The following is a 23,062-nucleotide window of genomic DNA, read 5'->3' as shown; positions in this document are numbered from 1 at the left end:
TTAGTCAGCCTGTATATTTGCGTTTTTGATGATTGGAGTCCAGCGTTTAATTTCTGTTTGCACAAAATCTTCTAATGACTCCGGTGTTGAAGGTGATGCTTGAATACCCTGTTTCAAGAACAGTTCTTTTACATCTGGGCGACGTAGGATTTCTGTAATGTCTTGATTCAATTTTTGTATTACTGCTTTAGGAGTTTTTGCTGCGGTAAAAAGTCCAAACCATAATTTAGCCTCCATTCCCGACAGTCCTGCTTCTGATGAGCTAGGGACTTGTGGTAAGCCAGGAAATCGATCGCTTGTTGAGACAACTAAAGCTTTTAATTTTCCTGTTTTTAACTGTGCCGCAGCTGTCACTGGAGACAAAAAAGAGACTTGGGTTTCATTAGCGAGTAGAGCAGTTAATCCCGCACCAGCACTTTTATAGGGGATATGCATCATATTTACACCTGTAACTTGTTTAAATAATTCTCCAGTTATATGGCTAATCGTGCCATTGCCAGCCGATGAGAAATTGAGATCATTTCTTTTTTTTGCATATTGAATAAACTCAGCAACTGTATTGGCTTGAATACTTGGATGCACCATCATTACAGTTACTCCAGTTGCAACCATGGATAAACCAGCTAAATCTTTTACAGGATCATAAGGTAAGTTAGGATATAAAACGACGGAGCTCACCATGGGACCTGCATGGCCCATCAATAAGTTGTAACCATCGGCTGGAGCTTTAGCAACCATATCTGCAGGCACAGTACCGCCAGCCCCTGCACGGTTGTCTACTATTACAGGTTGACCCCATTTTTCAGACAACTTTTGCGCAATAACTCTCGACAAATAATCCGCAGTACTGCCTGGGCCATGACCAAAAATACGCACGGGTTTATTGGGAAACTCTTGTGCGCCAATAGGTCCACTCAAGACAATCAACATGCATAGAAAAAACTTTTGCCAATGTTTTACATAACAGCGCAATAGTGAGCCAACTCCACAACTCGGGTTCAAAGTGTCTCCTTCATTATTTATCTTTTTCCATACAGAAAAGTATTGGAATAGATTTTTTAATATTTTTAATACTTTAACATTTTTCTAATGAACCGATTATGTCTATTGTTTCTTTTTTTGGTCTATGACTTTTTTGGACCACGTCTAAATTTCCTATTGAAATTCTAGTCTGGTTTTAGTATTTCTTCGCTGCCCGAGGCGGAATCGAAAAACTCCAGGTTGTTAATCCTATTCACCCCAAATACTCCAGTTTATCGTTGGTGGTGAAGGCTGAGTCCACGAAACTGGATATGTTTTTGTTCCAAAGCCTAAGCGACTCCAAATCCATGCAACAAATGTAATGATGCTAATACCAACTAATACGGTTAATCCTATGTGGCTAAAGTTAGCATGTGCTTGAATCATGATCAGTGGATTTGCGCCAGCTGGAGGATGAACTGTTCGAGTAAGAAGTAAAACACAAATCGTTATCACGACTGCCGTGACCGAAACCCAAGTAGCATCTCCAAAGTACTGAACAAATATAATTCCAATCAAGCTGCTAAATAGGTGACCACCAAAAACTGCTCTTGGTTGTGCGGCAGGCGTTGTCGATAGACCGAACAAAAATAATGTAGTACCGCCTAATGAAGCAAGTAAAAAAGGCGTGGTTGCTTTCGTTGCAAGTAACGCTAAAGTAATTGCTACACTAGCGCCAATAGAGACCCAAAGTGCTCTTAGTAATATGGTTTTCATTAAATAATTCGAGGATTTTTTTTTTCGTTTTTAATTAATACTAAAGAATTTGTATTAGTCCTGAAAGCATCATTAATTTTACTCCGCACTCTATCTTGTCCTTTAAAAGGACGTTCACCAGACAAAGTTTAAGCTTCTATCAATTAGACGCTGATTAATTACTTTGGAAAAACTAAAGATTGTTATTTTGCTTTTTGCTGATCAAATGGTCCATTTAATTTCACATTAGTCCAGTTCAAAAACATGGCTATTGTTACCCAAAGCAGATATGGTGCAATCAACCAACTGGAAATGGGGGAATACGATCTTGGAGCAAGCAGGATTGCTAATACGGATAACCATAAACTAACTGCTTCAATTAGTGCCCAGTCAGGACGGCGCATCCGGAAATATAAAATACTCCAAACTAGGTTCAATAAGCCGTTCACGATAAACAGGATTATCAATATCCGGATAGTTTCATCATCGGGCGCACGATTGTATGCTTTTACAAAAGAAGTCCCTGCACATATAAAGATCGTTGTCCACATCGGACCAAAAAGCCAATCGGGCGGCTTCCATCGAGGTTGTTGGAGTTTTTTATACCACTCACCAATATCCGTAGCCCAGGCACCCCCAATAGCTAAGACAATACCCCAAACTACCGAGAAAATGATGGGTTTATAGTCTAGTAACCATTCTATATTCATGTTTTTCTGAAAATTTATTATTGATTGAATATTAATTATGCGCCTTGGAAATATTAAAAACTATTTCTAGATTAATGCGCCACGACTTATTACGAATCAATTCAATCGGCGCTTATTTGACACAGGAATGACCTCCCATCATCAGGCTTACTTTTAAAGGACATGTCACTAACCTGATACCCCAGTCTAGAACCAGAGTAGCTGAATCCTGACTTACGGATTATAACTATAGAACATGGTTCCAAAGTAATTGGAATGTGATCGGAAAAAGTGTAAAGTATGTGCCCGGTACATTGTGTAAACAATGTGACCGGGTCATACCATTTGATTTTGGTGGCCCGAGGCGGTATCGAACCACCGACACAAGGATTTTCAATCATCCATCTAAGCCACTTGGCGAAACGAAAATCTAAATGAAATTTCTTAATACGAATGATTATCAATTGCATGTTAAGATAAGAATAGTTCTCATTTATTAAATTCATTACTAATGTTAATTTTTCCATTTAAGTTGTTTTTTGCTACAGTCATTACCTGGGCATGTATATGCTTACTCTCTAGTACTGTTGAAGCAGAATCACTTGATGGTAAAAACATCATTTTTTTAGCTGTATCTCCTGTCGATGACTCTCCAAAGTTAATTAATTCAACAAACTTTGAGGAAGTTCAAGGAGGATGGAGCATTCATGGTCAATCTACCTACATAGTGCAGCAGAAAAATAACTTCTACTCTTCTTACAATGGCCAAAATAGTCTCTTGAATGCTACTGAAGGGAATGGTGAAAAAAGTTATACCTTGAGTGCCACACTATTTCTTGGGGCTAAATTATGGCAAGGGGGAGAACTATTTTACAACCCTGAGATGTTTGAAGGTGTTCCCTTTGGAGGCCAGCTGACGGGTCTTGGAGGATTCCAAAATGGTGAGCTACAAAAAGGTGCTTTTGCGCCGCCTGTTTACTATACCGCTCGAGCTTTTTTCCGCCAAATTATTGGCTTAGGTGGTGAAAAGCAACGCTCGGAAAGTGGTCAAAATCAACTCGCTGACAACTATGATAAAAATAGAATAGTGATCAGTTATGGGAAATTTGCGACTTTAGATTTTTTTGACCAAAATACCTATAGCCATGACCCAAGAACACAGTTTCAAAACTTTGCGCTTTTTTCTATGGGTGCATATGGGTATGCTGCAGATACCAAAGGATTTACCTATGGAGCGGTATTAGAGTGGTATCAAGATGATTGGATTGTAAAAGTAGCTAGGTTGGCTGTTCCTACCATACCGAATACGGAACAACTTGACTATAGCCTCACGAGTGATTACACCAATCAGATAGAACTTACACATGAACATAATATTTTAGGACAACGCGGAGCAATTAGAGCGCTCATTTACCAACAGCATGCCTTGATGGGAACCTATCAAGATGCCTTAAATGTGGCGCAACAAACAAATACGACCCCTGATGTTTTTAGTGTTCGTAAGACAGGTCAAGAATCATTGGGATATGGGATTAATTTAGAACAAGCAATCAATCATGATGTTGGTCTATTTGCGCGGTGGAGTTGGAATCCAGGAAAGACGGAAACACAAACCTTAGATATCAGTAGTTCTTTATCTGCTGGAGTGAGTATTAAAGGCACGGGTTGGAAAAGATCAGAAGATACTTTTGGTATTGGATATGCTGTAAACGCCATTTCTAGCTCACAAATTAACTATCTTCAACAAGGTGGCTACACTGCCTTCATTGGAGATGGCGCCTTAAATTATAAGCCTGAACAAATTTTAGAAGCCTACTATAGTGCTCATGTATTTAAAAATCTTTTTCTTACGGCTGACTTTCAATATATATCTAATCCAGCTTATAACTCCTCTCGGGGACCAATCAGTTTCTTCGGAATAAGGGCGCATATTGAGATGTAATGTCGTTTTAAACAATTTGTCTAACCATAGGATGACTAATTAAAGTATCTTTTAAAAGGAAAAGTCATGAACCAGAGACCCCTGTCTAGAACCAAAGTGATGAAATCCTGATTGACGGATTGGAACTGTGAAGTTTGACTGAGCGCGCTAGACGCTAGATAGAAGCTCCATCAACAACTTCTAATATAAACAGCCCAACAAGTGGGCCTTGTGATTCTTGACGGCCCGTGGCGAAATCGAACCACCGACACAGGGAAACCAATCCTTATTTTCTGTTTGCCCCATAAGTCTTATTAAGGTAGTCGACTATGACTGGAACTTCCTCATCAGTAATGGGTGCCTTAAATACATTTTTCATCCTCAATACCTGAGCATTCCAATAGCCAACTCCAGTATTGGGAGGTTGATATTCTGCATAGTGAGAAGAGTGACAGGTAGAGCATTTCTGTAAAGTCAACTGATAGCCCGGCAAATCTGATGGTCGCCATAAAACAGTATCGGCCGGCAACTCAATTGTTTTAGCTTGTACCATTTGTGCCAAAGTAAGAGCACTTAGAAGCAGAATTATTTTTTTCATATTCTTCTCCTTAAACCGCTGTGACTTTGACAGTCTCAACAATATTTCGCATATAGCCAGCCGGCATCCAGCTTGCAGTCATCGGCTGAACTTGGCCAGCATGATTAAATGCTCTAACCCTCAAGTCCAGTGTCCCTTTTTGTTTTGGCGTAAATTCAATGCGCCACTCTCTAAATGAGAAGCGACCCAAATCTTGGCCTAATCTTGCCTCTGTCCAATTTTGTCCATTGTCCTGCGAGAACAAAACACTCTTTATTCCATAGCCAGCATCAAAGGCAATGCCTCGGGCTTGTACAGGCTTTCCAACCGTCACGATGCTGTTGTCGGTAAAGTTAGTAATGAATGAGCGAATCGTAAATTGATTAATTGGAATCGTTTTAGAAGGGGCCGTTCCAGGATCAACGCAATTACAATCGTTATCGGGAATGCGATAAGCAGGATTCATCCAATAACCGTTGTATACATCATCAACCACTTTAATTTCACTAAGATGCTTAACCCAGTAAGTGCCGTAATAGCCGGGAACAATTAACTTGATTGGATAACCATTTAAGAAAGGAATATCTGTTCCATTCATTTGATAGGCAACCATGACATTGCCATCCATCGCGTGGTCAATATCCAAACCTTTTACAAAATCAGAATCACTTGGCAATACTGGTTGATCTAAGCCATCAAAGGTCACTTGCTTGGCGCCGCGACTAGGATTGGCCGCCTTCAAAATATCCTTTAAGGCAACACCAACCCAAGCGGCATTACCCATCGCGCCATTACCAAGTTGCCCACCATTCACTCTAGGCTCAAACAAGCCACGACTATTACCAGAGCATTGATTAACAGCAACAATGCGTTGAGATGGAAAGTTTTTCTTTAAAGACTCTAGAGAAATCTCTAAAGGCTTTTCTACATTGCCACCCACTTTTAATCTATAAGTATTAGGGTCAATGGATGTTGGAATCCCGGCCATGTGATAGCGCACAAAGAATTCATCGTTTGGCGTAATTAGATGATTGTCGAAATACTTAAATGGAGTTTCTAATTGCGGCGGTCTAGAAGTCAGCACAATCATCGGCTTCTTTTCTGGAAAGGCCATGAGTTCACGCTCGCCATAGGCAAGGGGCAAATTAGTTCTTTCTACCCCCAAGACCCAGGATGGCAATAAAGAACTGGCTCCACCAGCCAATGCCGTTGCAATGACTTTGCGTCTATTGGAAAAGTTTTCTGAATTCATAGAAGTCTCCTTCATACTATTTTTAGGCTGATCTTAGAATACAACTTTTTTAGAAGTATACATTAGTGATTACCCTCATCGAGCATTAAAAATTTCGTTTTAAACGACATTAGGAGTGCCAACCATAGATGAGTATCGCTTAAATCAACACTTGACCAACACAAGGATGACAAATCCCCTCGTTCATAGCTGTCCTTTAAAAGGACGATTTAATATGTGAATATCTAAAGGAAATAGTGCCAGACCGCGACCAACACTAGATATTCTTTGGACCACCTCTAATATTTTGAGTGTATGACCTGAGACATACTTTACACTTTATACCAATGGGATGGACGCTCCCACCCAAACGGCATCAAATGTGCCAAAGTGGAGTTGTTGAATAACCACTTAATAGTGGCCCGGGGCGGAATCGAACCACCGACACAAGGATTTTCAATCCTTGTGTCAGCTACTCGATAGAAAGCAACACTTTTATGTTTTGACGTACTTTATTCAGTTGAGCGGGTGTTATTTTAGATTTGAATTTTGCTTTACGTTCTCGCCAATCTAAAGATTTAACCTGATCAGATAAAACTACACTCGTTGTTTTACCCATTTCTATTTCAACCTCAAATGGATATCCTTTTACTTTTGTTGATAACGGACAACAGATTGCCAAACTCACTTTATCATTGTAAATTGCGGGACTTAAGACCAAAGCGGGTCGATGGCCAGCTTGCTCTCGTCCTGCTTGAGGATCAAATTCTAGCCACACCACATCGCCTGCATCTGGAACGTAATTTTTAGGCACTATAAAATTTCCTTTCCAACTGCAGGACCAAAATTTTCTTCTGCATGGAGGTTGCTTTGAGTAATACCAGCTAACATTTCCTCAAGGCTAGGTTGTTTAGGCGAAATAGGTTCAATGATAATTTTACCTTTCAGCACATTTATATTAACCGCCTGTTCCAATTTTAGATTTGCCATCTCCATGATAGAACCTGAAATTCTTAATGCCGGGCTGTTGCCCCACTTTTTGATGATTGCTTGCATTTTATCCCCCATGTTTCTACATTGTATATACTCGAATGAGAAATGTCAACATTAGTACTTCCTAGTTGAAGATTTTGAAGTAAAGATAACTATCGTTCACCATTTATTTTTAAATTTAATGTTACTAGGGTTAATAAAAAAAACCACCCGAAGGTGGTTTGGTTGCTCAGAGCGTATTTGAACCACCGACACAAGGATTTTCAACTCCCTTGCTAGACTCGACATCGCTTCAAAGATGCCAAGGTAACCCCACCATATCGAAACTTTGTGCGCACTGCTTGGATAGGTGATTCTATGGCATTGATTTGGTTTAGTTATTTTGACCAACGCAGGGATTACATAACTTCGTGGTGGGATAGTGGGATTTGACTTACACAAGGATTACAAATTGGTTTAGTTACTACAATCAAATAAAGAAATGAGCTTGTTTCATTAATAGGAGTCGAACTATAAGTTAATATAATTATTGAGGCGCCACAATGAAGACCTGTCCTTTAAAAGGACATTAAATCAGCATTAATTAAGCGGTTGATATCTATACCACTTAGTGCTATATTACGAACATGGCAAAAAAACGTATCTTCAAAACAAAAGCTTTTTCTAAGTGGTTTAACAAGTCGGATCTTTCTGATACGGACTTGCTAGTAGCGGTTAAGGAAATAGAAAAGGGGCTATATGAAGCTGACTTAGGCGGTAATGTTTATAAGAAACGAGTAGCTATTGGTAATAGGGGAAAGAGTCGCGGCGCCAGAACGATCGTTGCAACCAAGCTCAGTGAACATTGGTTTTTTATTTTTGCCTTTACAAAAAACGAACGAGCTAATATCAACGATGTTGAACTTGCGAATTTACAAAAGATTGCTGAAGTATTGCTTGGTCTATCAAGCAATGAAATTAATAAGTTAATTCTAGAGAAATCACTAATAGAGGTAAATCATGACCACACTTAAAAAGAATAGCCGCATCATTGAAGAAATGCAGGAAACCTTTGCTGATCTCAAAAAAAGTGGAGTAATCAATAAAAAACAAATGGCTGAATTTGATGCATTAAAGAGTTTAGAAGTGAAAGCTTTTCAACCTAAAGTCATCAAACAATTAAGAACAAAAGAACGCCTTAGCCAAGCTGTTTTTGCGGCTGTTCTAAATACAAGCACGTCTACAATACAAAAGTGGGAAACTGGCGAAAAGAAACCAAGCGGTCCTTCACTTAAACTGCTTTCTATATTAAAAAATAAAGGGATTGAAGCCCTAATTTAAGTCTAATCATTACTAAATTTTGCAAACTTGAAGGAATAGGTTTGGTAGTGTGATAGGGATTTGACTGACACAAGGATGTGATGTCCTTGTTGTGGTCGGTGAACCCCATACATGAAGTGTCCTTTTAAAGGACAAAATAACACCACCCCGAAGGATGGTTTTAACTTTCATTAATTTTTCTTAACCTACCCGCATTGGTAATAGGATCATTTGACGGCCGCTAAAGTGCAAACGCTCTTGAATCTCTAATGGAGTCTGGTTATGCAAGAATTTAGTAAAGAAGTTTGCTTTAGCCAAGAGTAGCTTACTAGAGAAGCAAACGCTCTCGTTTGGAAATTCCACATAAGCCTCGTCTGTGAGCTTCATAAACTCTTTGATTGGGTCGGTACCAAATCCAATTTTTGAAGTTGCGGCCAATCCATGTTGATGACAGAAATCAACATAGTAAGACATCGACTTTTCCATCTTCTCTTTGAGTTCTTCCATTTTTTGATGGCCTTCAAAGCTGGTAGCATCTACTTCACCCACTGCAACGAATACATAATTCTTATAGTGAGGAAATAATCTCATCGCCCACATCAAAGCATGCATACTAGCGCCACGATGACGACTAACCAACACGATAGCGGCAGGCATTGATTTATCTATCTGCAGTGGTGTTACAGAATTTCCTGCTGGTAGGTCTGGAAAGGCTTCATCTGCTTTTGATAATTGAACCCTAAAGTTCTCGTAGTGCTTTCTCGTCAAGAGGCAGAGAACTACCACTACCGAAGTGACAAGGATGGTTAACCAGCCACCTTCAAATAGCTTTTCACTGATGGTGATAGCAAGAATAGAAGCTGTCACCACAAATCCCAATGCACTTAATAAGAAGTGTCTAATCCAGCCAGCATCTTTACTGTGCTTCACCCAATAAACTGACATACCAAACAAGGACAAGCTAAATGTTAAGAACACATTAATACTGTAAAGCACTACTAATGTAGCTACTGAACCACCTGTAAAAATCAAAATCAAAAATGCGGCAATGCCCATGACCAAGATACCATTCTGCCTTACCAAGCGGCTTGATAGCTCGCGAAACTGTCTTGGTACCCAATAGTCAGTGGCCATATTAGAGAGCACTGTTGGGCCATCTAAGAATCCCGCCTGAGCGGCAACGAATAATAAGCCAGCCTCAAGCAAGAGAACAACAGCTAAAGCAATATCGTTAACACCGCCGCCATTTGGATTAAGGTGATTAATAATTGCGCCAAATGCTGTTGCGTTGAGAGTTTGTCCATCTACTTTCTGTGACCCCCAAAGCATGTACAACAAAATGATGCCGCCAGCAGTAATTGCCAAAGAAAATGCTAGGTACCACATGGTTCTTTTTCCATGAGGTACTTTTGGCTCAGCTAGTGTGTTCACATTATTAGATACTGCCTCTAAGCCTGTATAGGTACCGCCACCTAATGAGTAGGCTTTTAAGAATAAGGATGCAACCATAATCCAACCTAAATTAGAGCCCAGTGCATTAGCTTCGGAGATCGCATTAGGAAATAGATTGCCAAGCTCAGGCGCATGAATACCAATACCGTAAGCGATCAGAATGGCATGGGTAATACAAAAACCTAAAAAGATTGGCAACAAAATCAAGATTGACTCTTTAATGCCTCTAAAGTTCAAAAAGATCATGAACACTACTAAGCCCAATTCAATGATCAATTTATAGTCTTGATACTCTGGCGGCACCAAACTAAATGCCGCATCAACTCCGCTTGCAAGAGAAATAGCAATCGTTAATACATAGTCAACCAATAGAGCTGATCCAGAAATTAAGCCCGCTTTAGAACCAAGTAATGCTGTAGCAACTTTATATCCACCACCCCCAGTAGGAAAGAGTTCAATAATTTGGTTGTAGCCAAGTGCAATAATAAAAACGGTTACAGCAGTAGCCATCGCCAAGAACAGCGCTAAATTATGATTAGCGCCCAAAGCCAAGAATGCCTCCTCTGGACCATAGCAAGAGGATGACAGTCCGTCTGCTCCTAATCCCACCCATGCCAGTAAAGGAATAATTGAGATTGCATGGCGAGTCTTTGGATCCATCGGATCTAAGGCTTTGCCTCTAAAAAAATTAATAATCTTTTCCATCATGACCTCTGCGTTTCTTGGTTATATGTCTAGGCGGTATCCAACGCCTGTTTCGGTTAATAAAAACTTCGGTTGAGTTGGGTCATCCTCTAACTTTTGGCGGAGGTGACCCATATAAATTCGTAGGTAGTGGTTATCTTCAGTATGTTGACCGCCCCATACTTCTTTTAGTAACTGACGATGTGTCACTACCTTGCCGCTATTTGTTAGCAAGATGTTTAGTAATTGATACTCAATAGGGCTTAAATGAATTTCTTCATCAACTTTAGTAACCTTACGAAGACTGAGATCAATCTTCACATCACCAAAGCTAAAGGTTGGCGTGTTGGTATCTGATTGTGACAAGCGTCTTAGTAGCACACGCATTCTTGCCATCAGCTCTGCGGTACCAAACGGCTTGGTAAGGTAATCGTCGGCGCCTGCATCAAGTGCCTTTACCTTCTCATGCTCTTGAACTCTGGCTGAGAGAACGAGGACGGGATTGGTAGACCAACTACGATAGTTATTAATAAAAGCAATACCGTCGCCATCAGGCAAACCTAGGTCCAAAATAATTAAGTCGGGCTTCTCTTTGGCGGCTATTTGAGTGCCATCATTAATTGTCTGGGCCTCCAAGGCTATCAAATCCATACCTTTAATCACTTTGATAATCAGCCCCCGAATATCGGCGTCATCTTCAATTACTAAAACTTTTGTCACTGTATTAGTCATAGCTTAGGCAATTCAGAATTTTCGGTAATGGGTAAAGTAAAGGTAATTACAGAGCCAGCTTTGGATTCATTGTTCTTTGCCGATATAGAGCCGCCATGCGCCTCAATAATTTCTTTACAAATTGCAAGTCCTAATCCCATGCCCGACTTATTCGTATCAGAAATTCCTCTGGCAAACATCTCAAATAATTGACTAGGCTCTTGAGCAAAGCCAGTACCTGCATCAATTACAGATACTTCAACGAATTGTTCGTTCTTCCTAACAAGCACTTCAATGGTGGCAGATTCAAGCGAATACTTGGCGACATTTTCAAGCAAGTTGCAAAGTACCCGCTCAATTAATACTTCATCAAAATATAAGGGCGGTACATCACTTGTAATACTTGTCTTCACGATGCTTTTAGGAAACGATGTAGAAAAGTGTTTAATACTGGAACCAATTACATCTTCTATTGGTTGCCATTCTTTTTTAAGGGTGGGGCCTTGCGTCTGCAGTCTTGCCATCTCCAGCAAGTTGCCAATCATGCTTGAAAGTCTTAAGCCCTGACTTCGAATAGTTTCAAGATCAGCCTTACTCTGAGAATTAATTCCTTGATTACGCTCTTGTAGGCTTTCAGCCAAACCAATCATTGTTGTCAATGGCGTACGAAGATCGTGTGAAAGGGAGGAGAGAATGGCACTTTTCAAACGCTCTGTTGCGGCCTCTACTTTACTGAGTTCCCGAGCTTGTGCAGAACGCAGTTGAACAACTTCCAACGCAATGAGATTTGCGGCGGTTTGTAGTAAATCATCACGACCATAGTGCCTTAAGGACTTTGTGGAATCAGATGCTACAAGAATACCCAGTGTCTTTAATTCAGAGCGAATCGGAAGATAAATGATGGATTTCCCATCCACCTCATCAACCTCATTAAATATCCGAGTACCACTTTGCATCGACCAAGCAACAGATTGCATATCAAACTTGTCAATCTTTAACTGATCTAGATTCTCGGTAATGAATAAATCTATTTCAATACCTAGGGGCACTTCTAGAGCAGATTTAGAAACTTGAACAATCTGCTCATCTGATTGGGCGCTAAAGAGGCCGCGGGATAAACTTTGAAGTGCTTTTGCCAACCTTTCTCTGGCTGAAACATCTTTAATCTGCTCTTTTAATTTTGCGGCCAAATGGCCTGTTACTAAACCGACAATCATCATCACTAAGAAAGTAATGAGGTACTGACTATCGTCTACAGAGAATGAGAATCTGGGGGGCACAAAAAAGAAATCAAAGAAAACGACATTGATAAAGGCCGAGAATATGGCAGCATCTCGGCCCAATGAAGTGGCTATCAAAAAAGTGCTTAACAAAAAGATCATCACAATGTTGGCAATATCGACTATGCCCAAGAGAGCAGTACAGGCCAAACTCAGAATTGATGCAATTCCAATGCATATCAAGCCAGAAAAAAGTGGCCGATCTGCTAAAGAGGAATTTATTGTCTTTTTATTCACACAATCATTTTGAATCTATTGGTGTAAAAAAGGCGTAAAAATGAATTTGTCATTTAAAACGACAACACAAGCACCGACCCTAGATGAGCGTCGCTTAAATCGACGCAGGACCACTACAAGGATGAATAATTGACTTGTCCTTTTAAAGGACGGTTCTAGATAGTGGTATCCGAGAACGATGGTGACAAACCGAACCTAACCATAAAAGAAAATAACCCAACAAGTGGGCTATTGAGATTCTTGGTTGCCTGGGGCGGAATCGACCATTGTTGAGGATGTCTAATCTTATTTCAATACAGCTTTCACTTTTCCTCTAAGAGAGGGCAATACCTCTTCCTCAAACCAAGGATTCTTTTTTAGCCAAATATTGTTTCTTGGGCTTGGATGCGGCAATGGAATTGCTTTAGGCCAGTATTCTTTCCATGCCATAACTGTTTCAGTCAAATTCTCTTTACCGCCTTTATCTAAGTGCCATGCTTGAGCATATTGACCAACAATGATGGTTAGCTTGATATTGGGTAATTGTTCTAATAGTTTGACTCGCCATGTATCAGCACACTCTGATCTGGGTGGCAGATCGCCTGATTTAACTGTTCCAGGAAAACAAAAGCCCATTGGTACCAGAGCGATTTTTTTGTCATCATAGAAAACTTCTTTATTTATTCCCATCCATTCTCTTAAACGATCGCCACTTGGGTCATTGAATGGAATTCCGGTTTCATGAACGCGGCTACCAGGGGCCTGACCAACAATGAGAATTTTGGCAGAACTACTGACTTGAATAATGGGTCGCGGCCCCAATGGCAAATGCTTGGCGCACAAGGTACAAGAGCGAATTTCTTTAACGAGCTTGGAGAGGGATTGACTCATCAGTTAAGAATACTCCAAATGAAAAACTACCCGAGAATGGCTAATCTAGTAAAAGCCTATAGGGCGTCATCTTGGATTTCACAAACCCTTTCTTTTGATAGAAAGACTGTGCTTGAGTGTTTTCAATATCCGTTAGTAAAGTAATTCGCTTACAGCCCTCTTTTTTGGCTTCGCTAATCGCATAGTCAATTAACTTTGAGCCGATACCTTCCCCTCTGGCTTCAGATAGCACAACCATATCTTCAAGAATGGCTACTTTAGAGCCAAGAGCGGTTGATTCTGTAAACAGCAAGTTAATCATCCCCATTATTTTTTTATCATCTCTAGCAACCAAAATGATGCCAATCGTTGGGTCAAGAATGATTTTGCTAAGGGCTTTTCTTTGGGCTTCTGAGTTAGGCTCAAACTCTGCCTCTTGCTCAAAAAGAGTCTTTAACAACTCAACGAGTTCCGGAATATCAGAATGAGTAGCCTTGGTTAATTTCATTAGTCAATTTTAATGAGTTTGTGATCACCTTTACCACACTCATTTTCATTCCCAACAGTTCAGCAATTACTAAATCTTCATAAGCAATTGCCGAACACCAAAACGATCTTTTCTTCTTATTATTTCCATTCATAAACGGATCAATTATTCGACTTACTCTGTGAGTTGTTTTTCACTCCTAAGCGTCATAACACCCATCTGGTTGGTCCGATAAACAGGTACTACAACTTCAAATTTCCCATTTTTATCTAAGACCGATAAATGTCTTATTTCTGTGGCCCGAACTGGTAAGTCAAAAAATGCCCACTGCTTTTGCTCTGGGTTGTAACGAAAGATTCGATCCGAAGACCATAAATTACCCCAAACATTATGGTCATGATCAACATAAACCATATAAGGTTGCATCGTTGGCTCTGGAAATTTAACTGTTTCAATATCCATTGTTTGTGGATCTATTTTTGATAGGCTTGCTCCCCAAGAATTTCCCACCCATAAAATATTGCTTTCTTTATCAGTTCCCATTCGACGCGGTCCAGCTGAGTAAGGTAAGGGAGCATTAAATCCTAAGCCATCAAATTTTTCATAAAATGCTCTATCTTCCGCAGACATTCCCCTTACCTCCACATCAGGTATTTTTAAAGGAATAGCACTTTGGTGCTCTTTATCAGATTTATAAATGGTATCCATACCCATTTGTGCCCACCAGCCATTATTCTGCTTGTCTGCAGCGACACCATACGTTGCGCCACTACCCCGTGGACCAACCCCTGGGATGAGGGATTTATACTCTGTAAATTTTTCTGTCGATGGATTAAAGCTAAATGCTCCATTCGGGCTCGAAATCCAAACTTCACCATTAGGTGCTACATCGACCGATACTGCACCTCCGACAGGAGAACCTGAAGCGGGTGTTTGATACACTGTAATTTTGTCTGTTAATGTATCTAACTTTCCTAAAGCACGGCGGCCCGTATCGGCATCAAACCAAAAATTACCATTCGTATCACGTACTAATCCATGGGAAGAGGCTGCTAAACCATTTATTCCTGGATACTTTAAGTTTTTAATAACCCCCGTTTTAGGGTCAATTTTTCCAATAGTTACTCGCGTATTACGACTATTGGATGAGAAGTAAATCGTACCATCTAGACCTAATCCACCATCATGTGGAATTTGTCCAATTTTTGAGGTCGCTCCTTTACTCCAATCCGTTCCATCATTTAAATGCTCATTTGTTTTCATACCCACACTTTCATTGCGTGGGATGTCATACAAGCGCCAAACCGCTCTTGCTGCCTCGCCAGTTGGTCTTGGTCTATCTTTAAAAACCATGCTGGTTGGACCTGGTCCTCTTGCATTGGCCAAATATTGCGCCAATTCACTTTGGTGTCTTTTTAAGATACTATTTGCCTTCGCATTGGGTCCTGGATATACTCCACTTACTGGAACAACAGACATCAAATTAATAATCTTGTTCCATCCTGCTTCATCAAATTTAAATTGCAACGGATAGGCAGGCGAATGGCATCCCGTACAGTTTGTAGTAAAAATACGCTTCATCAATGCATCGTGATCACTACTTTCTGGCAAAGCTGCAACCAACATTTCTGGGGGCAATTGACGATATTTTTTTTCTGAATCAGTAATTAATTCCAACTTAAAGTTCAGTTGAGTCTTTTGTTGAAGAGTCACCTGTTTACGACTCCATTCAAAACCTAAAGCTTGAGACCAAACACTATATATCCCTTTTGGCAATGCTGGAAAGATGTAATGTCCTGATAAATCGGTATACACGCTCGTGGTAATAGTGCTTCCTTGCGCTCTAGCTGAAACAGTAACTCCCTCCAAGTTCTGTCCCTTAGGCCCAATAATCTGACCACTTAGAACTTCCTCTGAAGACTGTGCCGATGCTAGAGATATGAATCCAATTAAGACACTCGAAATGGTTAGTAGTAATAGCTTTTTCATATTAATCATCCATGTTTGGGGAGTCTACAATTTTTTTAGGAGCTTCTTTTACTGGAACCGTTTTCATGTAAGCAGTAATTGCATTCATTTGCGCCACATTCAAGGTATATTTAAAACCAGGCATCTTTTCATTTCCATATTGAATAACTGAATGAATTGCAGCCTTATTGCCGCCAAGCGTTGCTTGATTTAAATAGGGGCCAAAAGGCTTAGATCCAATTTCAATTTGAAGATGACAAACGCCACAATTCTGAGCAAGTAATGCACGACCATTTAATTGATCTTTAGTTAACGTTTGAGAGTATGTATATCCCGCTGCAAAAGTGCTTAAGCACAACATAAAGATAACTTTAAAACATCGTTTCATCGTGTCTCCTTGTAGGTTCTTTTTAGAACTAATTTTAAATTTATGTTTCTTAGTGTAATACAGCTACCTCTTAAAATAACAAAAACCTTTGCAAAATTCTTACTAAATATTCAAATCCATAAAAAATTACTCAGCATATTTAGGGTAATTACTCATATAAATTTATTTTCATAAGCCCAAGTAACAATTAATTTTGGTAAATCTTTTTCTTTATACAAGTACTTCAACTATTCCAAAATGGGAAGTAAAAGAATAGCCACCAAATAAAATGCCCTGCTCAAGAGAGGAGTAATTTGATTTTGGTGGTCCAAATAAAAATGGACAGAGTTATAGTATCCTCATCTTTTTGGAAAATGCTCTAGATGAACTTCGCCCTGTCGCCCGAAATAACTTACATGCTTTCCAGTTATTCAAACCATGTATCCGACACAACCGGCAGATATCGTTAACCTCAAAAACTCGGGGTATCTAACCATATCACTTTGAGCGCCGCGAATAGCTGATACTATGCCATCTTTGTTAAATGAAATTGGAATATCAATCGATGGCATTTCCATCGAAAGAATATACCTTTCATTACTAGACAAATAATAAGTGGTTGATTGATTGCGATAGTCGGCAAAATATGACTCGACCCCAACTGTCATTAAGCGTCCCAACACCTCTGGAAAAGTGAGTAAGCCGGCATTCGATTCATGTGCGCATATTTCAATTACTTCTTTTGTGTTGAGATTCATAAAAACCTTAAATAAAAGAATGCAATTATCTAACTTTATAAATCAAAATCCACCCGAAGGTTGTTTTGGTTATATGACCTGAGACACACTTTACAGTTTTAAGCATAAGGAGGGCCAACTTATGCCATTTTTAAAGATACATGAGTACTTAACTCATCCCATGGGGCTGATAACTTCCGTCCATCTTGTAATAGTAATCCGACTGAAATAAGAACGGTTACATCGTTATGAACATTTTTATAATCTCTTCCCAATGCTAAGGCTAATGCCTTAATATTGTTAGCTCCATTTTTTCTTAAATATTTCAGTAAATCTGAACGTCGTGGAGATAAAGTGTCCAACATCGTTTGAATATCTAGGAATGTGACATTTGTTTCGTTTACTTCAATTCCTTTAGATGCCAGATTCCATGCATGAGTAAATCGATTTGCCATATCTTGAAGACTGCCAACAGGGACTTGAACTTTAGTCGATTTTTTCATGTTTAATCCTATCTATGTCTGCTAAGAAATCTGCGACAAGTTTTTCAACAGTAACAAATTTATAAGGAACTTCAACTTCATTAATATGCTTATGATCGCTTTTACCACGCTCATTGTCATATCCAACAATTCTCAAACCATCTCACCCATACTATTATATGGTGTCAATAACCATTATTAGGGTGGGGTCCTTTTATATTCAAACTTATTAAAGTCACTCTGATATTGTTAATTATCGAATTATTTAGAAGGTTGTGGAAAATTCAATATGGCAACAATTGAAAAAAATAGTAGGGTTATTCAAGAAATGAAACAAACATTAGATGGTTTCGTTAAGAGCAAGGTTGTTTCTGAGAAAAAACGTAAAACTATTAAGAAAAACTTATTAACTCATCAACAAATGTTTAATAAGATGCTCAAGAACTCCGCAGTTAAAGCTGAGGTAGATAAACTCAATCTTGAAGAGTTCGCTATTCTTGATGAAATTCTTGCAGCAAGAAAAGATTCTGGATTGACATAAGCCCAAATTGCCAAACTGATGGGAACCCAAGCTCCAGCAGTAGCGAGATTAGACAGCTCTTTGGCCACCGGTAAGCACTCTCCGAGTTTGAGTACTCTTAGAAAATATGCTGCCGCAGTTGGTAAGAAAATGGAGCTTCACTTAGTTTAAACACTCATCCGCCAGACCAAATGAAAAAACCGGTCGAATCAATTGTCACCGTTCGGTTTTTCACGAGGCATCAACGATTACTGTAAAGCGTTATATAACAATAAATCGTTTAAAGTGCTATAGGACGCCGAATTCTTACCAGCTGCAGGTAACACCAAAGTATTTAATGTAGTGACAGCTACTGCTCCAGCAATATCTATTGCAGATGCTTGGGCTTGAATGGCGGTCAAAGCAGTTGCTATAGTTGCCATGTCAGCTATTTTTTGACTCACCGTTAAACCCGTATTGAAGCTTGTAACTAGAGCATTAAAAGAGCTGTCGGGAATATAACTTACACCATTAACTATTCGCGTTGTACCATCAATAGCTGACAGCAAATTATTTACGCCCGATCCGCCAGTCATAATTGCAGTAACCGCGTATGCGCCACCAGCATCACGAAATGCCTTAGCTGCTGTATCGTAGCCAGCGGTATCTGTTTGAATCCAGACATTTGAAGATGAAACTGAGCTTGCGAAGTTATTGACCCAGGTAATTTGCCCAGTAGTACTGTTATAAGCTGGAGAGTTTATGGCTGAGGTATCAATATTTTTTATATCTACTGAAAGCGTTAAATTTTTCGAGGCCTGATCTAATAAGCCAGTTGCTGTTGAGTCATTCAAAGCAAATGCTGTTCCTACAGCTTTAAATGCATTGGCCACTCCAAGTAAGTTGGTTAATGCTGGAGCAACAGCTACCGACGCTGGGGCCACAAAGGTAAATGCGGTGGGTGGAGCTGCAAATACAGCAGTAGAAATTGTTAGTACGGATGATACTAGTAGCTTTTTCATTTTTTTAACCTTAGTGATTGAGGATTTCTCTTGGGTCACTGGCTGTTTTAGCCTGACCGTTTGAGGGGTTTAGTGGAATTTCTACTGCCTTTTCCGGTAAGCCAGGGAAAGCCTTTATTCGCCTAGCAATGATGCGCACTTCTTTATTAGCCTTGATGAGTTTTTCTTCAAGATCAAAGGTTGACTCACCCATCTCTTTTGCATCATCAAACTCAGCCTGCAAGTTAGCTAACCTATCTTTTGATACCTGCAGATAAACTGATGGGCTTGAAGTTCTAATCGCTTTTTCAACATCTTTGTTTTGCAACATCATTACTACTGCTGCATTACCAAAGCCTAAAGCCGCCATCCTTTGACTGTTCTTTAATAAAACACAGTTATCGTCCACATATGTGCTGCCTCCAGCCAATCCGAGTCCCAAGATAGATCCTGACGCGGATACAGAGCCAAGGCAGACATCGCTACCTGCTGCCGTTAAACCTGGGGCATACATAGTTGGAACGGAATTAACATTTGATGTGGTGTTTACTGGCGTACTCGTGTTTACGTTGCCATATCCACCTGTCACGTTAGTTAAGTTCTGCTGCGTACCAATATTATTTCCCAATAGATTTGATTGACCACCTCCAACTGAAGTATTTGCTGCTCCAGAGCCTGTAGAGTTGACGTCGTTTGAAGTCTGAGCTAATCCAGATAGGGATAATAAGGTGAATACAACAAAAAAGAATCGGATAAATCTCTCCAAGTTTTTAAGCAAAGCCTAAGCTCATAAATCAACTGTGATCTAGTCACTTTTACTGAGAATTACATACAAAAAGTTATGAATTTACTTTTGCTAATGAAGGAGTTGTGAATCGTAGTTATTTGACAAACTAATTTGATAGATATCCCCTACTCTTCTTCGCAAGAGAGGTAGACCGTTGGGTAAGGTTGAAGTAATAAGTAGTTATAAATTTTTCTTATTTATTACAACTTCTTCACCATACTCCTTAAACCCCCAAATAGATACTTCTTTTATTTATAGTTTCTTTTAAAGGAGCAATCAATGTCTCCATTGATATTTTTAGAATTCATTAGGGGGGCTTAATGCCGATTTGAAATGGTCATATATTTCTAACATCAAACATCAATCGTCCTTTTAAAGGACAGGTAATGCATGGAGCACGCAGAACACTACTCAAACGCAGGCTCAAGGTAGATGCGCCATCAACTAGCTTAGAAGCAAACGGGCAATAAAAAAGCACCTGAAGATAGTTTTGGTATTTTTTGGTGGCCCGGGGCGGAATCGACCAGGGCCGAGGATGTTTGATCCGGTTCTTTGCCTTTATTAACAAATTCCCCCATAATCAAGAATCTAATGGGGGCAATATGAACACAAAACGATCACTACTTTTTACAATGGGAGCTGGAATTGTTTCTTCAGCCTTTGCCCAATCTACATCTTCAACCCCACCCAAACAAAAAGGGCCCTTGGTATGGCTAGATATGGATCAGGCAGAACTGGATGCCTCTTATGATCAAAGTGTTTATGCTCCCAATATTAGACAAATTCAAAGTCGATATGCCTCCAATAGCGATATCACTCGTAGCCGCCTAGGCAATCCAAAACGATTTGCTTATGGACCAACCCCAATAGAGGGTCTTGATGTTTATCTCTGCGATCGTCCTAAAGCACCTATTAATATTTTTATTCATGGCGGAGCATGGCGTTCTGGATTAGCCAAGAATTTTGGTTTTAAAGCCGAGACTTTTGTAAATGCGGGCGCTCATTTTGTGGTGCCTGATTTTATTAACGCTTTTGAATCTGGTGGCGATTTAATGCCCATGATCGATCAAGTAAGAAGGGCTGTTGCTTGGGTTTATAAAAATGCTTCTAGCTTTAATGGTGACCCCAATAAGATCTATCTATCTGGACATTCCTCTGGAGGTCATTTAGCCGGTGTAACCCTAGTCACAAATTGGAAAAAAGATTATGACTTACCAATGGATATCATTAAAGGTGGTCTTTTATGTAGTGGCATGTATGATCTGAAACCCGTTCGACTATCTGCTAGAAGCTCGTATGTGAAATTTACTGACAGCATGGAAGATGCTCTAAGTACCCAAAGACATCTTGAGTTTTTAAATACTCCAATCATTGTTGCTCATGGCAATCTTGAAACACCTGATTTCCAAAGACAGAGTAGAGACTTCGCCAAAGCAGTCAAAGATATGGGTAAACCCGTTGACTATATAGTTGGTCAAAACTATAACCATTTTGAGATGCCTGAAACAATCGCCAATCCATATGGGCTTTTAGGTAAGTTAGTTTTAAAACAAATGAAGCTCACTTAACTTTTCCTTTTAAAGGACCAGAAGAAAATGCCCCGCAAGAAGCAGGGCATTATTTGATTTTGGTGGCCCGGGGCGGAATCGAACCACCGACACAAGGATTTTCAATCCTTGTGTCAGCTACTCGATAGAAAGTAACACTTTTATGTTTTGACGTACTTTTTTTAGTTGAGCGGGTGTTATTTTAGATTTGAATTTTGCTTTACGTTCTCGCCAATCTAAAGATTTAACCTGATCAGATAAAACCACACTCGTTGTTTTACCCATTTCTATTTCAACCTCAAATGGATATCCTTTTACTTTTGTTGATAACGGGCAACAGATTGCCAAACTCACTTTATCATTGTAAATTGCGGGACTCAAGACCAAAGCGGGGCGATGGCCAGCTTGCTCTCGTCCTGCTTGAGGATCAAATTCTAGCCACACCACATCACCTGCATCTGGAACGTAATTTTTAGGCACTATAAAATTTCCTTTCCAACTGCAGGGCCAAAATTCTCTTCTGCATGGAGGTTGCTTTGAGTAATACCAGCTAACATTTCCTCAAGGCTAGGTTGTTTAGGCGAAATAGGTTCAATGATAATTTTACCTTTCAGCACATTTATATTAACCGCCTGTTCCATTTTTAAATTAGCCATCTCCATGATAGAACTTGAAATTCTTAATGCTGGGCTGTTGCCCCATTTTTTTATAATTGCTTGCATTTTACCCCCCCATGTTTCTACATTGTAGATACTCGAATGGGATAAGTCAACATTAGAACTAGTTAGTTAGAGGTCGAGAAGTCGATATAACGGCCCTACATCATAAATGAACTGCCCCCCAAAAGTTGGACAGCCAACAAAACTGGGGGTAGTGCCTACTAAGAACCCTAGTGTCTTTTGGTGTGGCGGTGACTGGTTGAGTGGCTGGGGGTTAGTTTTACCTGTCGACTTACCCTTATACATTTGATCGCAGTGTAAAAAGAAAGCATCAAAGGAAAGTGGTTTAAGCGTATATTATTTTTACGCTTACGCTTAAAGCAAAACACCCCAGTCGCTAGACTAGGGTGCTTCAGGTAGTTCAGTGGTGGCCCGGGGCGGAATCGAACCACCGACACAAGGAAATTTGATCCTGCTTTAGGTATGTCTTTTTGAAGGACAATTTTCCCTTGCCCCATGATAACAAATTTGTTATCATTTGGATATGGCATATTCCATCATTTATTACAGTCAAGAAGTTCAAGAAGAGATCATGAATTTGCCCGTAACACTTCAAGCTCGTTACATTGGCTTGACTGATCGAATGATTGAGTATGGTCCAAATTTAGGTTTGCCGCATACCGATGCTTTTGGTGGTGGTCTATTTGAATTAAGACTTAAAGGTGCTGAGGGTATTGCGAGAGTTTTCTTTTGTACGATGGTAGGACAAGAAATTGTCATGCTGCACAGTTTTATTAAGAAGACTCAAAAAACGCCAGATAAAGAATTAAAACTTGCTAAGCAACGCATGAAGGAGATAAAAAATGACAACAATTAAAACTAAAACGCT

The 23,062-nt window shown here is 39.8% G+C and carries 30 protein-coding genes and 1 tRNA gene; 8 read left to right on the top strand and 23 right to left on the bottom strand.

The annotated features are described in order from the left end of the window. From AOC35_RS13005 to AOC35_RS12995, 3 genes are all read right to left on the bottom strand, one after another. Entirely contained in the window at nt 1–1,002 is a 1,002-nt protein-coding gene (locus AOC35_RS13005; protein ID WP_108647662.1) for a Bug family tripartite tricarboxylate transporter substrate binding protein, read from the bottom strand. 228 nt (nt 1,003–1,230) lie between these two features. Beyond that, entirely contained in the window at nt 1,231–1,737 is a 507-nt protein-coding gene (locus AOC35_RS13000) for an HPP family protein (RefSeq protein WP_108647660.1), read from the bottom strand. A gap of 182 nt (nt 1,738–1,919) precedes the next feature. After that, nucleotides 1,920–2,426 carry a TspO/MBR family protein gene (locus AOC35_RS12995; RefSeq protein ID WP_108647658.1) on the bottom strand — a complete coding sequence of 169 codons (507 nt, stop codon included), beginning with the start codon at nt 2,424–2,426 and terminating at the stop codon, nt 1,920–1,922. A 490-nt stretch (nt 2,427–2,916) separates the two neighbouring features. On the opposite strand from AOC35_RS12995, the gene AOC35_RS12985 reads away from it, so the two are divergent. Next, entirely contained in the window at nt 2,917–4,347 is a 1,431-nt protein-coding gene (locus AOC35_RS12985; RefSeq protein ID WP_108647654.1) for a carbohydrate porin, read from the top strand. Nucleotides 4,348–4,612: 265 nt separating this feature from the next. Here AOC35_RS12985 and sorB read toward each other — a convergent pair whose 3' ends face one another. From sorB to AOC35_RS12965, 5 genes are all read right to left on the bottom strand, one after another. After that, the gene (gene sorB, locus AOC35_RS12980; protein WP_108647652.1) at nt 4,613–4,924 is read right to left on the bottom strand and encodes a SorB family sulfite dehydrogenase c-type cytochrome subunit; all 312 of its coding nucleotides are present in this window, start codon (nt 4,922–4,924) and stop codon (nt 4,613–4,615) included. 10 nt (nt 4,925–4,934) lie between these two features. Continuing rightward, nucleotides 4,935–6,155, bottom strand: coding sequence for a SorA family sulfite dehydrogenase catalytic subunit (gene sorA, locus AOC35_RS12975; protein WP_108647650.1), 1,221 nt, complete (start codon nt 6,153–6,155; stop codon nt 4,935–4,937). 397 nt (nt 6,156–6,552) lie between these two features. Continuing rightward, a tRNA-OTHER gene (locus AOC35_RS15570) sits at nt 6,553–6,627 on the bottom strand. Continuing rightward, entirely contained in the window at nt 6,607–6,948 is a 342-nt protein-coding gene (mazF, locus tag AOC35_RS12970) for an endoribonuclease MazF (RefSeq protein ID WP_108647647.1), read from the bottom strand. Before mazF (AOC35_RS12970) ends, AOC35_RS15570 begins: the two co-directional genes overlap by 21 nt. Beyond that, the gene (locus AOC35_RS12965) at nt 6,948–7,190 is read right to left on the bottom strand and encodes an AbrB/MazE/SpoVT family DNA-binding domain-containing protein (RefSeq protein WP_108647645.1); all 243 of its coding nucleotides are present in this window, start codon (nt 7,188–7,190) and stop codon (nt 6,948–6,950) included. The genes mazF (AOC35_RS12970) and AOC35_RS12965 overlap by 1 nt, the downstream gene beginning before the upstream one ends. Nucleotides 7,191–7,753: 563 nt before the next feature. Between AOC35_RS12965 and AOC35_RS12960 the strand changes: the two genes are divergently transcribed. Beyond that, nucleotides 7,754–8,140, top strand: a complete 387-nt coding sequence (locus AOC35_RS12960) for a type II toxin-antitoxin system RelE/ParE family toxin (RefSeq protein WP_108647643.1) — start codon at nt 7,754–7,756, stop codon at nt 8,138–8,140. After that, entirely contained in the window at nt 8,127–8,447 is a 321-nt protein-coding gene (locus AOC35_RS12955; protein ID WP_108647641.1) for a helix-turn-helix domain-containing protein, read from the top strand. The genes AOC35_RS12960 and AOC35_RS12955 overlap by 14 nt, the downstream gene beginning before the upstream one ends. A gap of 180 nt (nt 8,448–8,627) precedes the next feature. On the opposite strand, the gene AOC35_RS12950 is transcribed toward AOC35_RS12955, so the two are convergent. From AOC35_RS12950 to AOC35_RS12940, 3 genes are read right to left on the bottom strand one after another with little or no spacing between them, the layout of a single operon-like run. Beyond that, a complete protein-coding gene (locus AOC35_RS12950; RefSeq protein WP_108648838.1) occupies nt 8,628–10,583 on the bottom strand; it encodes an APC family permease in 1,956 nt (651 codons plus the stop codon). A 21-nt stretch (nt 10,584–10,604) separates the two neighbouring features. After that, nucleotides 10,605–11,294, bottom strand: coding sequence for a response regulator (locus tag AOC35_RS12945; protein ID WP_108647639.1), 690 nt, complete (start codon nt 11,292–11,294; stop codon nt 10,605–10,607). Further along, entirely contained in the window at nt 11,291–12,685 is a 1,395-nt protein-coding gene (locus AOC35_RS12940) for a DUF4118 domain-containing protein (protein WP_245898569.1), read from the bottom strand. The genes AOC35_RS12945 and AOC35_RS12940 overlap by 4 nt, the downstream gene beginning before the upstream one ends. Between AOC35_RS12940 and AOC35_RS15790 the strand changes: the two genes are divergently transcribed. Next, nucleotides 12,597–12,803: a hypothetical protein gene (locus tag AOC35_RS15790; protein ID WP_245898581.1), complete on the top strand. Its 207-nt coding sequence runs from the start codon at nt 12,597–12,599 to the stop codon at nt 12,801–12,803. The two genes, AOC35_RS12940 and AOC35_RS15790, sit on opposite strands and share 89 nt — an antisense overlap. 272 nt (nt 12,804–13,075) lie before the next feature. Here the strand turns inward: AOC35_RS15790 and AOC35_RS12935 are convergent, their stop codons facing one another. The 7 genes from AOC35_RS12935 to AOC35_RS15565 all read right to left on the bottom strand — a co-directional run bounded on the left by AOC35_RS12935 (nt 13,076) and on the right by AOC35_RS15565 (nt 17,837). Further along, entirely contained in the window at nt 13,076–13,660 is a 585-nt protein-coding gene (locus tag AOC35_RS12935; protein WP_108647634.1) for a uracil-DNA glycosylase family protein, read from the bottom strand. A 40-nt stretch (nt 13,661–13,700) separates the two neighbouring features. Continuing rightward, nucleotides 13,701–14,147 carry a GNAT family N-acetyltransferase gene (locus AOC35_RS12930; protein WP_108647631.1) on the bottom strand — a complete coding sequence of 149 codons (447 nt, stop codon included), beginning with the start codon at nt 14,145–14,147 and terminating at the stop codon, nt 13,701–13,703. A 153-nt stretch (nt 14,148–14,300) separates the two neighbouring features. Beyond that, nucleotides 14,301–16,115 (bottom strand): carboxypeptidase regulatory-like domain-containing protein, encoded by a 1,815-nt coding sequence (locus AOC35_RS12925; RefSeq protein WP_159077586.1) that lies wholly within the window; start codon nt 16,113–16,115, stop codon nt 14,301–14,303. 1 nt (nt 16,116) lies between these two features. Further along, on the bottom strand, nt 16,117–16,482 hold the full coding sequence (locus tag AOC35_RS12920; RefSeq protein ID WP_108647627.1) for a c-type cytochrome: 366 nt from the start codon (nt 16,480–16,482) through the stop codon (nt 16,117–16,119). A gap of 410 nt (nt 16,483–16,892) precedes the next feature. Next, entirely contained in the window at nt 16,893–17,219 is a 327-nt protein-coding gene (locus AOC35_RS12915; RefSeq protein ID WP_245898515.1) for a DUF1398 domain-containing protein, read from the bottom strand. 119 nt (nt 17,220–17,338) lie between these two features. Further along, nucleotides 17,339–17,701, bottom strand: coding sequence for an HVO_A0114 family putative DNA-binding protein (locus AOC35_RS12910; RefSeq protein ID WP_108647625.1), 363 nt, complete (start codon nt 17,699–17,701; stop codon nt 17,339–17,341). Beyond that, nucleotides 17,685–17,837, bottom strand: a complete 153-nt coding sequence (locus tag AOC35_RS15565; protein ID WP_159077585.1) for a toxin-antitoxin system TumE family protein — start codon at nt 17,835–17,837, stop codon at nt 17,685–17,687. Before AOC35_RS15565 ends, AOC35_RS12910 begins: the two co-directional genes overlap by 17 nt. A 132-nt stretch (nt 17,838–17,969) precedes the next feature. On the opposite strand from AOC35_RS15565, the gene AOC35_RS15785 reads away from it, so the two are divergent. Beyond that, complete coding sequence (locus AOC35_RS15785) at nt 17,970–18,221, top strand: hypothetical protein (RefSeq protein WP_245898514.1); 252 nt, start codon at nt 17,970–17,972, stop codon at nt 18,219–18,221. 18 nt (nt 18,222–18,239) lie between these two features. Then, nucleotides 18,240–18,371 (top strand): hypothetical protein, encoded by a 132-nt coding sequence (locus AOC35_RS15855; protein ID WP_281259288.1) that lies wholly within the window; start codon nt 18,240–18,242, stop codon nt 18,369–18,371. Nucleotides 18,372–18,448: 77 nt separating this feature from the next. Here the strand turns inward: AOC35_RS15855 and AOC35_RS12900 are convergent, their stop codons facing one another. Together AOC35_RS12900 and AOC35_RS12895 are read right to left on the bottom strand one after the other, a co-directional pair. Then, a complete protein-coding gene (locus tag AOC35_RS12900) occupies nt 18,449–19,201 on the bottom strand; it encodes a hypothetical protein (RefSeq protein ID WP_108647623.1) in 753 nt (250 codons plus the stop codon). A 10-nt stretch (nt 19,202–19,211) separates the two neighbouring features. After that, nucleotides 19,212–19,958, bottom strand: coding sequence for a hypothetical protein (locus AOC35_RS12895; protein WP_108647621.1), 747 nt, complete (start codon nt 19,956–19,958; stop codon nt 19,212–19,214). A 611-nt stretch (nt 19,959–20,569) separates the two neighbouring features. On the opposite strand from AOC35_RS12895, the gene AOC35_RS12890 reads away from it, so the two are divergent. Then, entirely contained in the window at nt 20,570–21,535 is a 966-nt protein-coding gene (locus AOC35_RS12890; protein WP_108647618.1) for an alpha/beta hydrolase, read from the top strand. Nucleotides 21,536–21,652: 117 nt separating this feature from the next. On the opposite strand, the gene mazF (AOC35_RS12885) is transcribed toward AOC35_RS12890, so the two are convergent. The 3 genes from mazF (AOC35_RS12885) to AOC35_RS15560 all read right to left on the bottom strand — a co-directional run bounded on the left by mazF (AOC35_RS12885) (nt 21,653) and on the right by AOC35_RS15560 (nt 22,479). Next, nucleotides 21,653–21,994 carry an endoribonuclease MazF gene (gene mazF, locus AOC35_RS12885; protein WP_108647616.1) on the bottom strand — a complete coding sequence of 114 codons (342 nt, stop codon included), beginning with the start codon at nt 21,992–21,994 and terminating at the stop codon, nt 21,653–21,655. Further along, entirely contained in the window at nt 21,994–22,236 is a 243-nt protein-coding gene (locus AOC35_RS12880; protein WP_108647614.1) for an AbrB/MazE/SpoVT family DNA-binding domain-containing protein, read from the bottom strand. The genes mazF (AOC35_RS12885) and AOC35_RS12880 overlap by 1 nt, the downstream gene beginning before the upstream one ends. A gap of 66 nt (nt 22,237–22,302) precedes the next feature. Then, entirely contained in the window at nt 22,303–22,479 is a 177-nt protein-coding gene (locus AOC35_RS15560; protein WP_159077584.1) for a hypothetical protein, read from the bottom strand. 238 nt (nt 22,480–22,717) lie between these two features. On the opposite strand from AOC35_RS15560, the gene AOC35_RS12875 reads away from it, so the two are divergent. Continuing rightward, entirely contained in the window at nt 22,718–23,050 is a 333-nt protein-coding gene (locus AOC35_RS12875; RefSeq protein ID WP_108647611.1) for a type II toxin-antitoxin system RelE/ParE family toxin, read from the top strand. The last annotated feature ends 12 nt before the right edge of the window (nt 23,051–23,062 follow it).

Origin of the sequence: Polynucleobacter rarus (assembly GCF_003072505.1) — a bacterium.
Taxonomy (GTDB): domain Bacteria; phylum Pseudomonadota; class Gammaproteobacteria; order Burkholderiales; family Burkholderiaceae; genus Polynucleobacter; species Polynucleobacter rarus.
The sequence above is the reverse complement of the archived record's forward strand: the minus strand, read 5'-3'. Positions and strand labels throughout refer to the sequence as shown.

What these genes read in the sequence shown, in the direction of transcription:
- AOC35_RS13000 (WP_108647660.1), bottom strand. Translation starts at nt 1,737, where the DNA reads ATGAAAACCATATTACTAAGAGCACTTTGGGTCTCTATTGGCGCTAGT.
- AOC35_RS12995 (WP_108647658.1), bottom strand. Translation starts at nt 2,426, where the DNA reads ATGAATATAGAATGGTTACTAGACTATAAACCCATCATTTTCTCGGTA.
- AOC35_RS12985 (WP_108647654.1), top strand. Translation starts at nt 2,917, where the DNA reads ATGTTAATTTTTCCATTTAAGTTGTTTTTTGCTACAGTCATTACCTGG.
- sorB (WP_108647652.1), bottom strand. Translation starts at nt 4,924, where the DNA reads ATGAAAAAAATAATTCTGCTTCTAAGTGCTCTTACTTTGGCACAAATG.
- sorA (WP_108647650.1), bottom strand. Translation starts at nt 6,155, where the DNA reads ATGAATTCAGAAAACTTTTCCAATAGACGCAAAGTCATTGCAACGGCA.
- AOC35_RS12965 (WP_108647645.1), bottom strand. Translation starts at nt 7,190, where the DNA reads ATGCAAGCAATCATCAAAAAGTGGGGCAACAGCCCGGCATTAAGAATT.
- AOC35_RS12960 (WP_108647643.1), top strand. Translation starts at nt 7,754, where the DNA reads ATGGCAAAAAAACGTATCTTCAAAACAAAAGCTTTTTCTAAGTGGTTT.
- AOC35_RS12955 (WP_108647641.1), top strand. Translation starts at nt 8,127, where the DNA reads ATGACCACACTTAAAAAGAATAGCCGCATCATTGAAGAAATGCAGGAA.
- AOC35_RS12950 (WP_108648838.1), bottom strand. Translation starts at nt 10,583, where the DNA reads ATGGAAAAGATTATTAATTTTTTTAGAGGCAAAGCCTTAGATCCGATG.
- AOC35_RS12945 (WP_108647639.1), bottom strand. Translation starts at nt 11,294, where the DNA reads ATGACTAATACAGTGACAAAAGTTTTAGTAATTGAAGATGACGCCGAT.
- AOC35_RS15790 (WP_245898581.1), top strand. Translation starts at nt 12,597, where the DNA reads ATGGCAGCATCTCGGCCCAATGAAGTGGCTATCAAAAAAGTGCTTAAC.
- AOC35_RS12935 (WP_108647634.1), bottom strand. Translation starts at nt 13,660, where the DNA reads ATGAGTCAATCCCTCTCCAAGCTCGTTAAAGAAATTCGCTCTTGTACC.
- AOC35_RS12930 (WP_108647631.1), bottom strand. Translation starts at nt 14,147, where the DNA reads ATGAAATTAACCAAGGCTACTCATTCTGATATTCCGGAACTCGTTGAG.
- AOC35_RS12925 (WP_159077586.1), bottom strand. Translation starts at nt 16,115, where the DNA reads ATGAAAAAGCTATTACTACTAACCATTTCGAGTGTCTTAATTGGATTC.
- AOC35_RS12920 (WP_108647627.1), bottom strand. Translation starts at nt 16,482, where the DNA reads ATGAAACGATGTTTTAAAGTTATCTTTATGTTGTGCTTAAGCACTTTT.
- AOC35_RS12915 (WP_245898515.1), bottom strand. Translation starts at nt 17,219, where the DNA reads ATGAATCTCAACACAAAAGAAGTAATTGAAATATGCGCACATGAATCG.
- AOC35_RS12910 (WP_108647625.1), bottom strand. Translation starts at nt 17,701, where the DNA reads ATGAAAAAATCGACTAAAGTTCAAGTCCCTGTTGGCAGTCTTCAAGAT.
- AOC35_RS15785 (WP_245898514.1), top strand. Translation starts at nt 17,970, where the DNA reads ATGGCAACAATTGAAAAAAATAGTAGGGTTATTCAAGAAATGAAACAA.
- AOC35_RS15855 (WP_281259288.1), top strand. Translation starts at nt 18,240, where the DNA reads ATGGGAACCCAAGCTCCAGCAGTAGCGAGATTAGACAGCTCTTTGGCC.
- AOC35_RS12900 (WP_108647623.1), bottom strand. Translation starts at nt 19,201, where the DNA reads ATGAAAAAGCTACTAGTATCATCCGTACTAACAATTTCTACTGCTGTA.
- AOC35_RS12890 (WP_108647618.1), top strand. Translation starts at nt 20,570, where the DNA reads ATGAACACAAAACGATCACTACTTTTTACAATGGGAGCTGGAATTGTT.
- AOC35_RS12880 (WP_108647614.1), bottom strand. Translation starts at nt 22,236, where the DNA reads ATGCAAGCAATTATAAAAAAATGGGGCAACAGCCCAGCATTAAGAATT.
- AOC35_RS15560 (WP_159077584.1), bottom strand. Translation starts at nt 22,479, where the DNA reads ATGTATAAGGGTAAGTCGACAGGTAAAACTAACCCCCAGCCACTCAAC.
- AOC35_RS12875 (WP_108647611.1), top strand. Translation starts at nt 22,718, where the DNA reads ATGGCATATTCCATCATTTATTACAGTCAAGAAGTTCAAGAAGAGATC.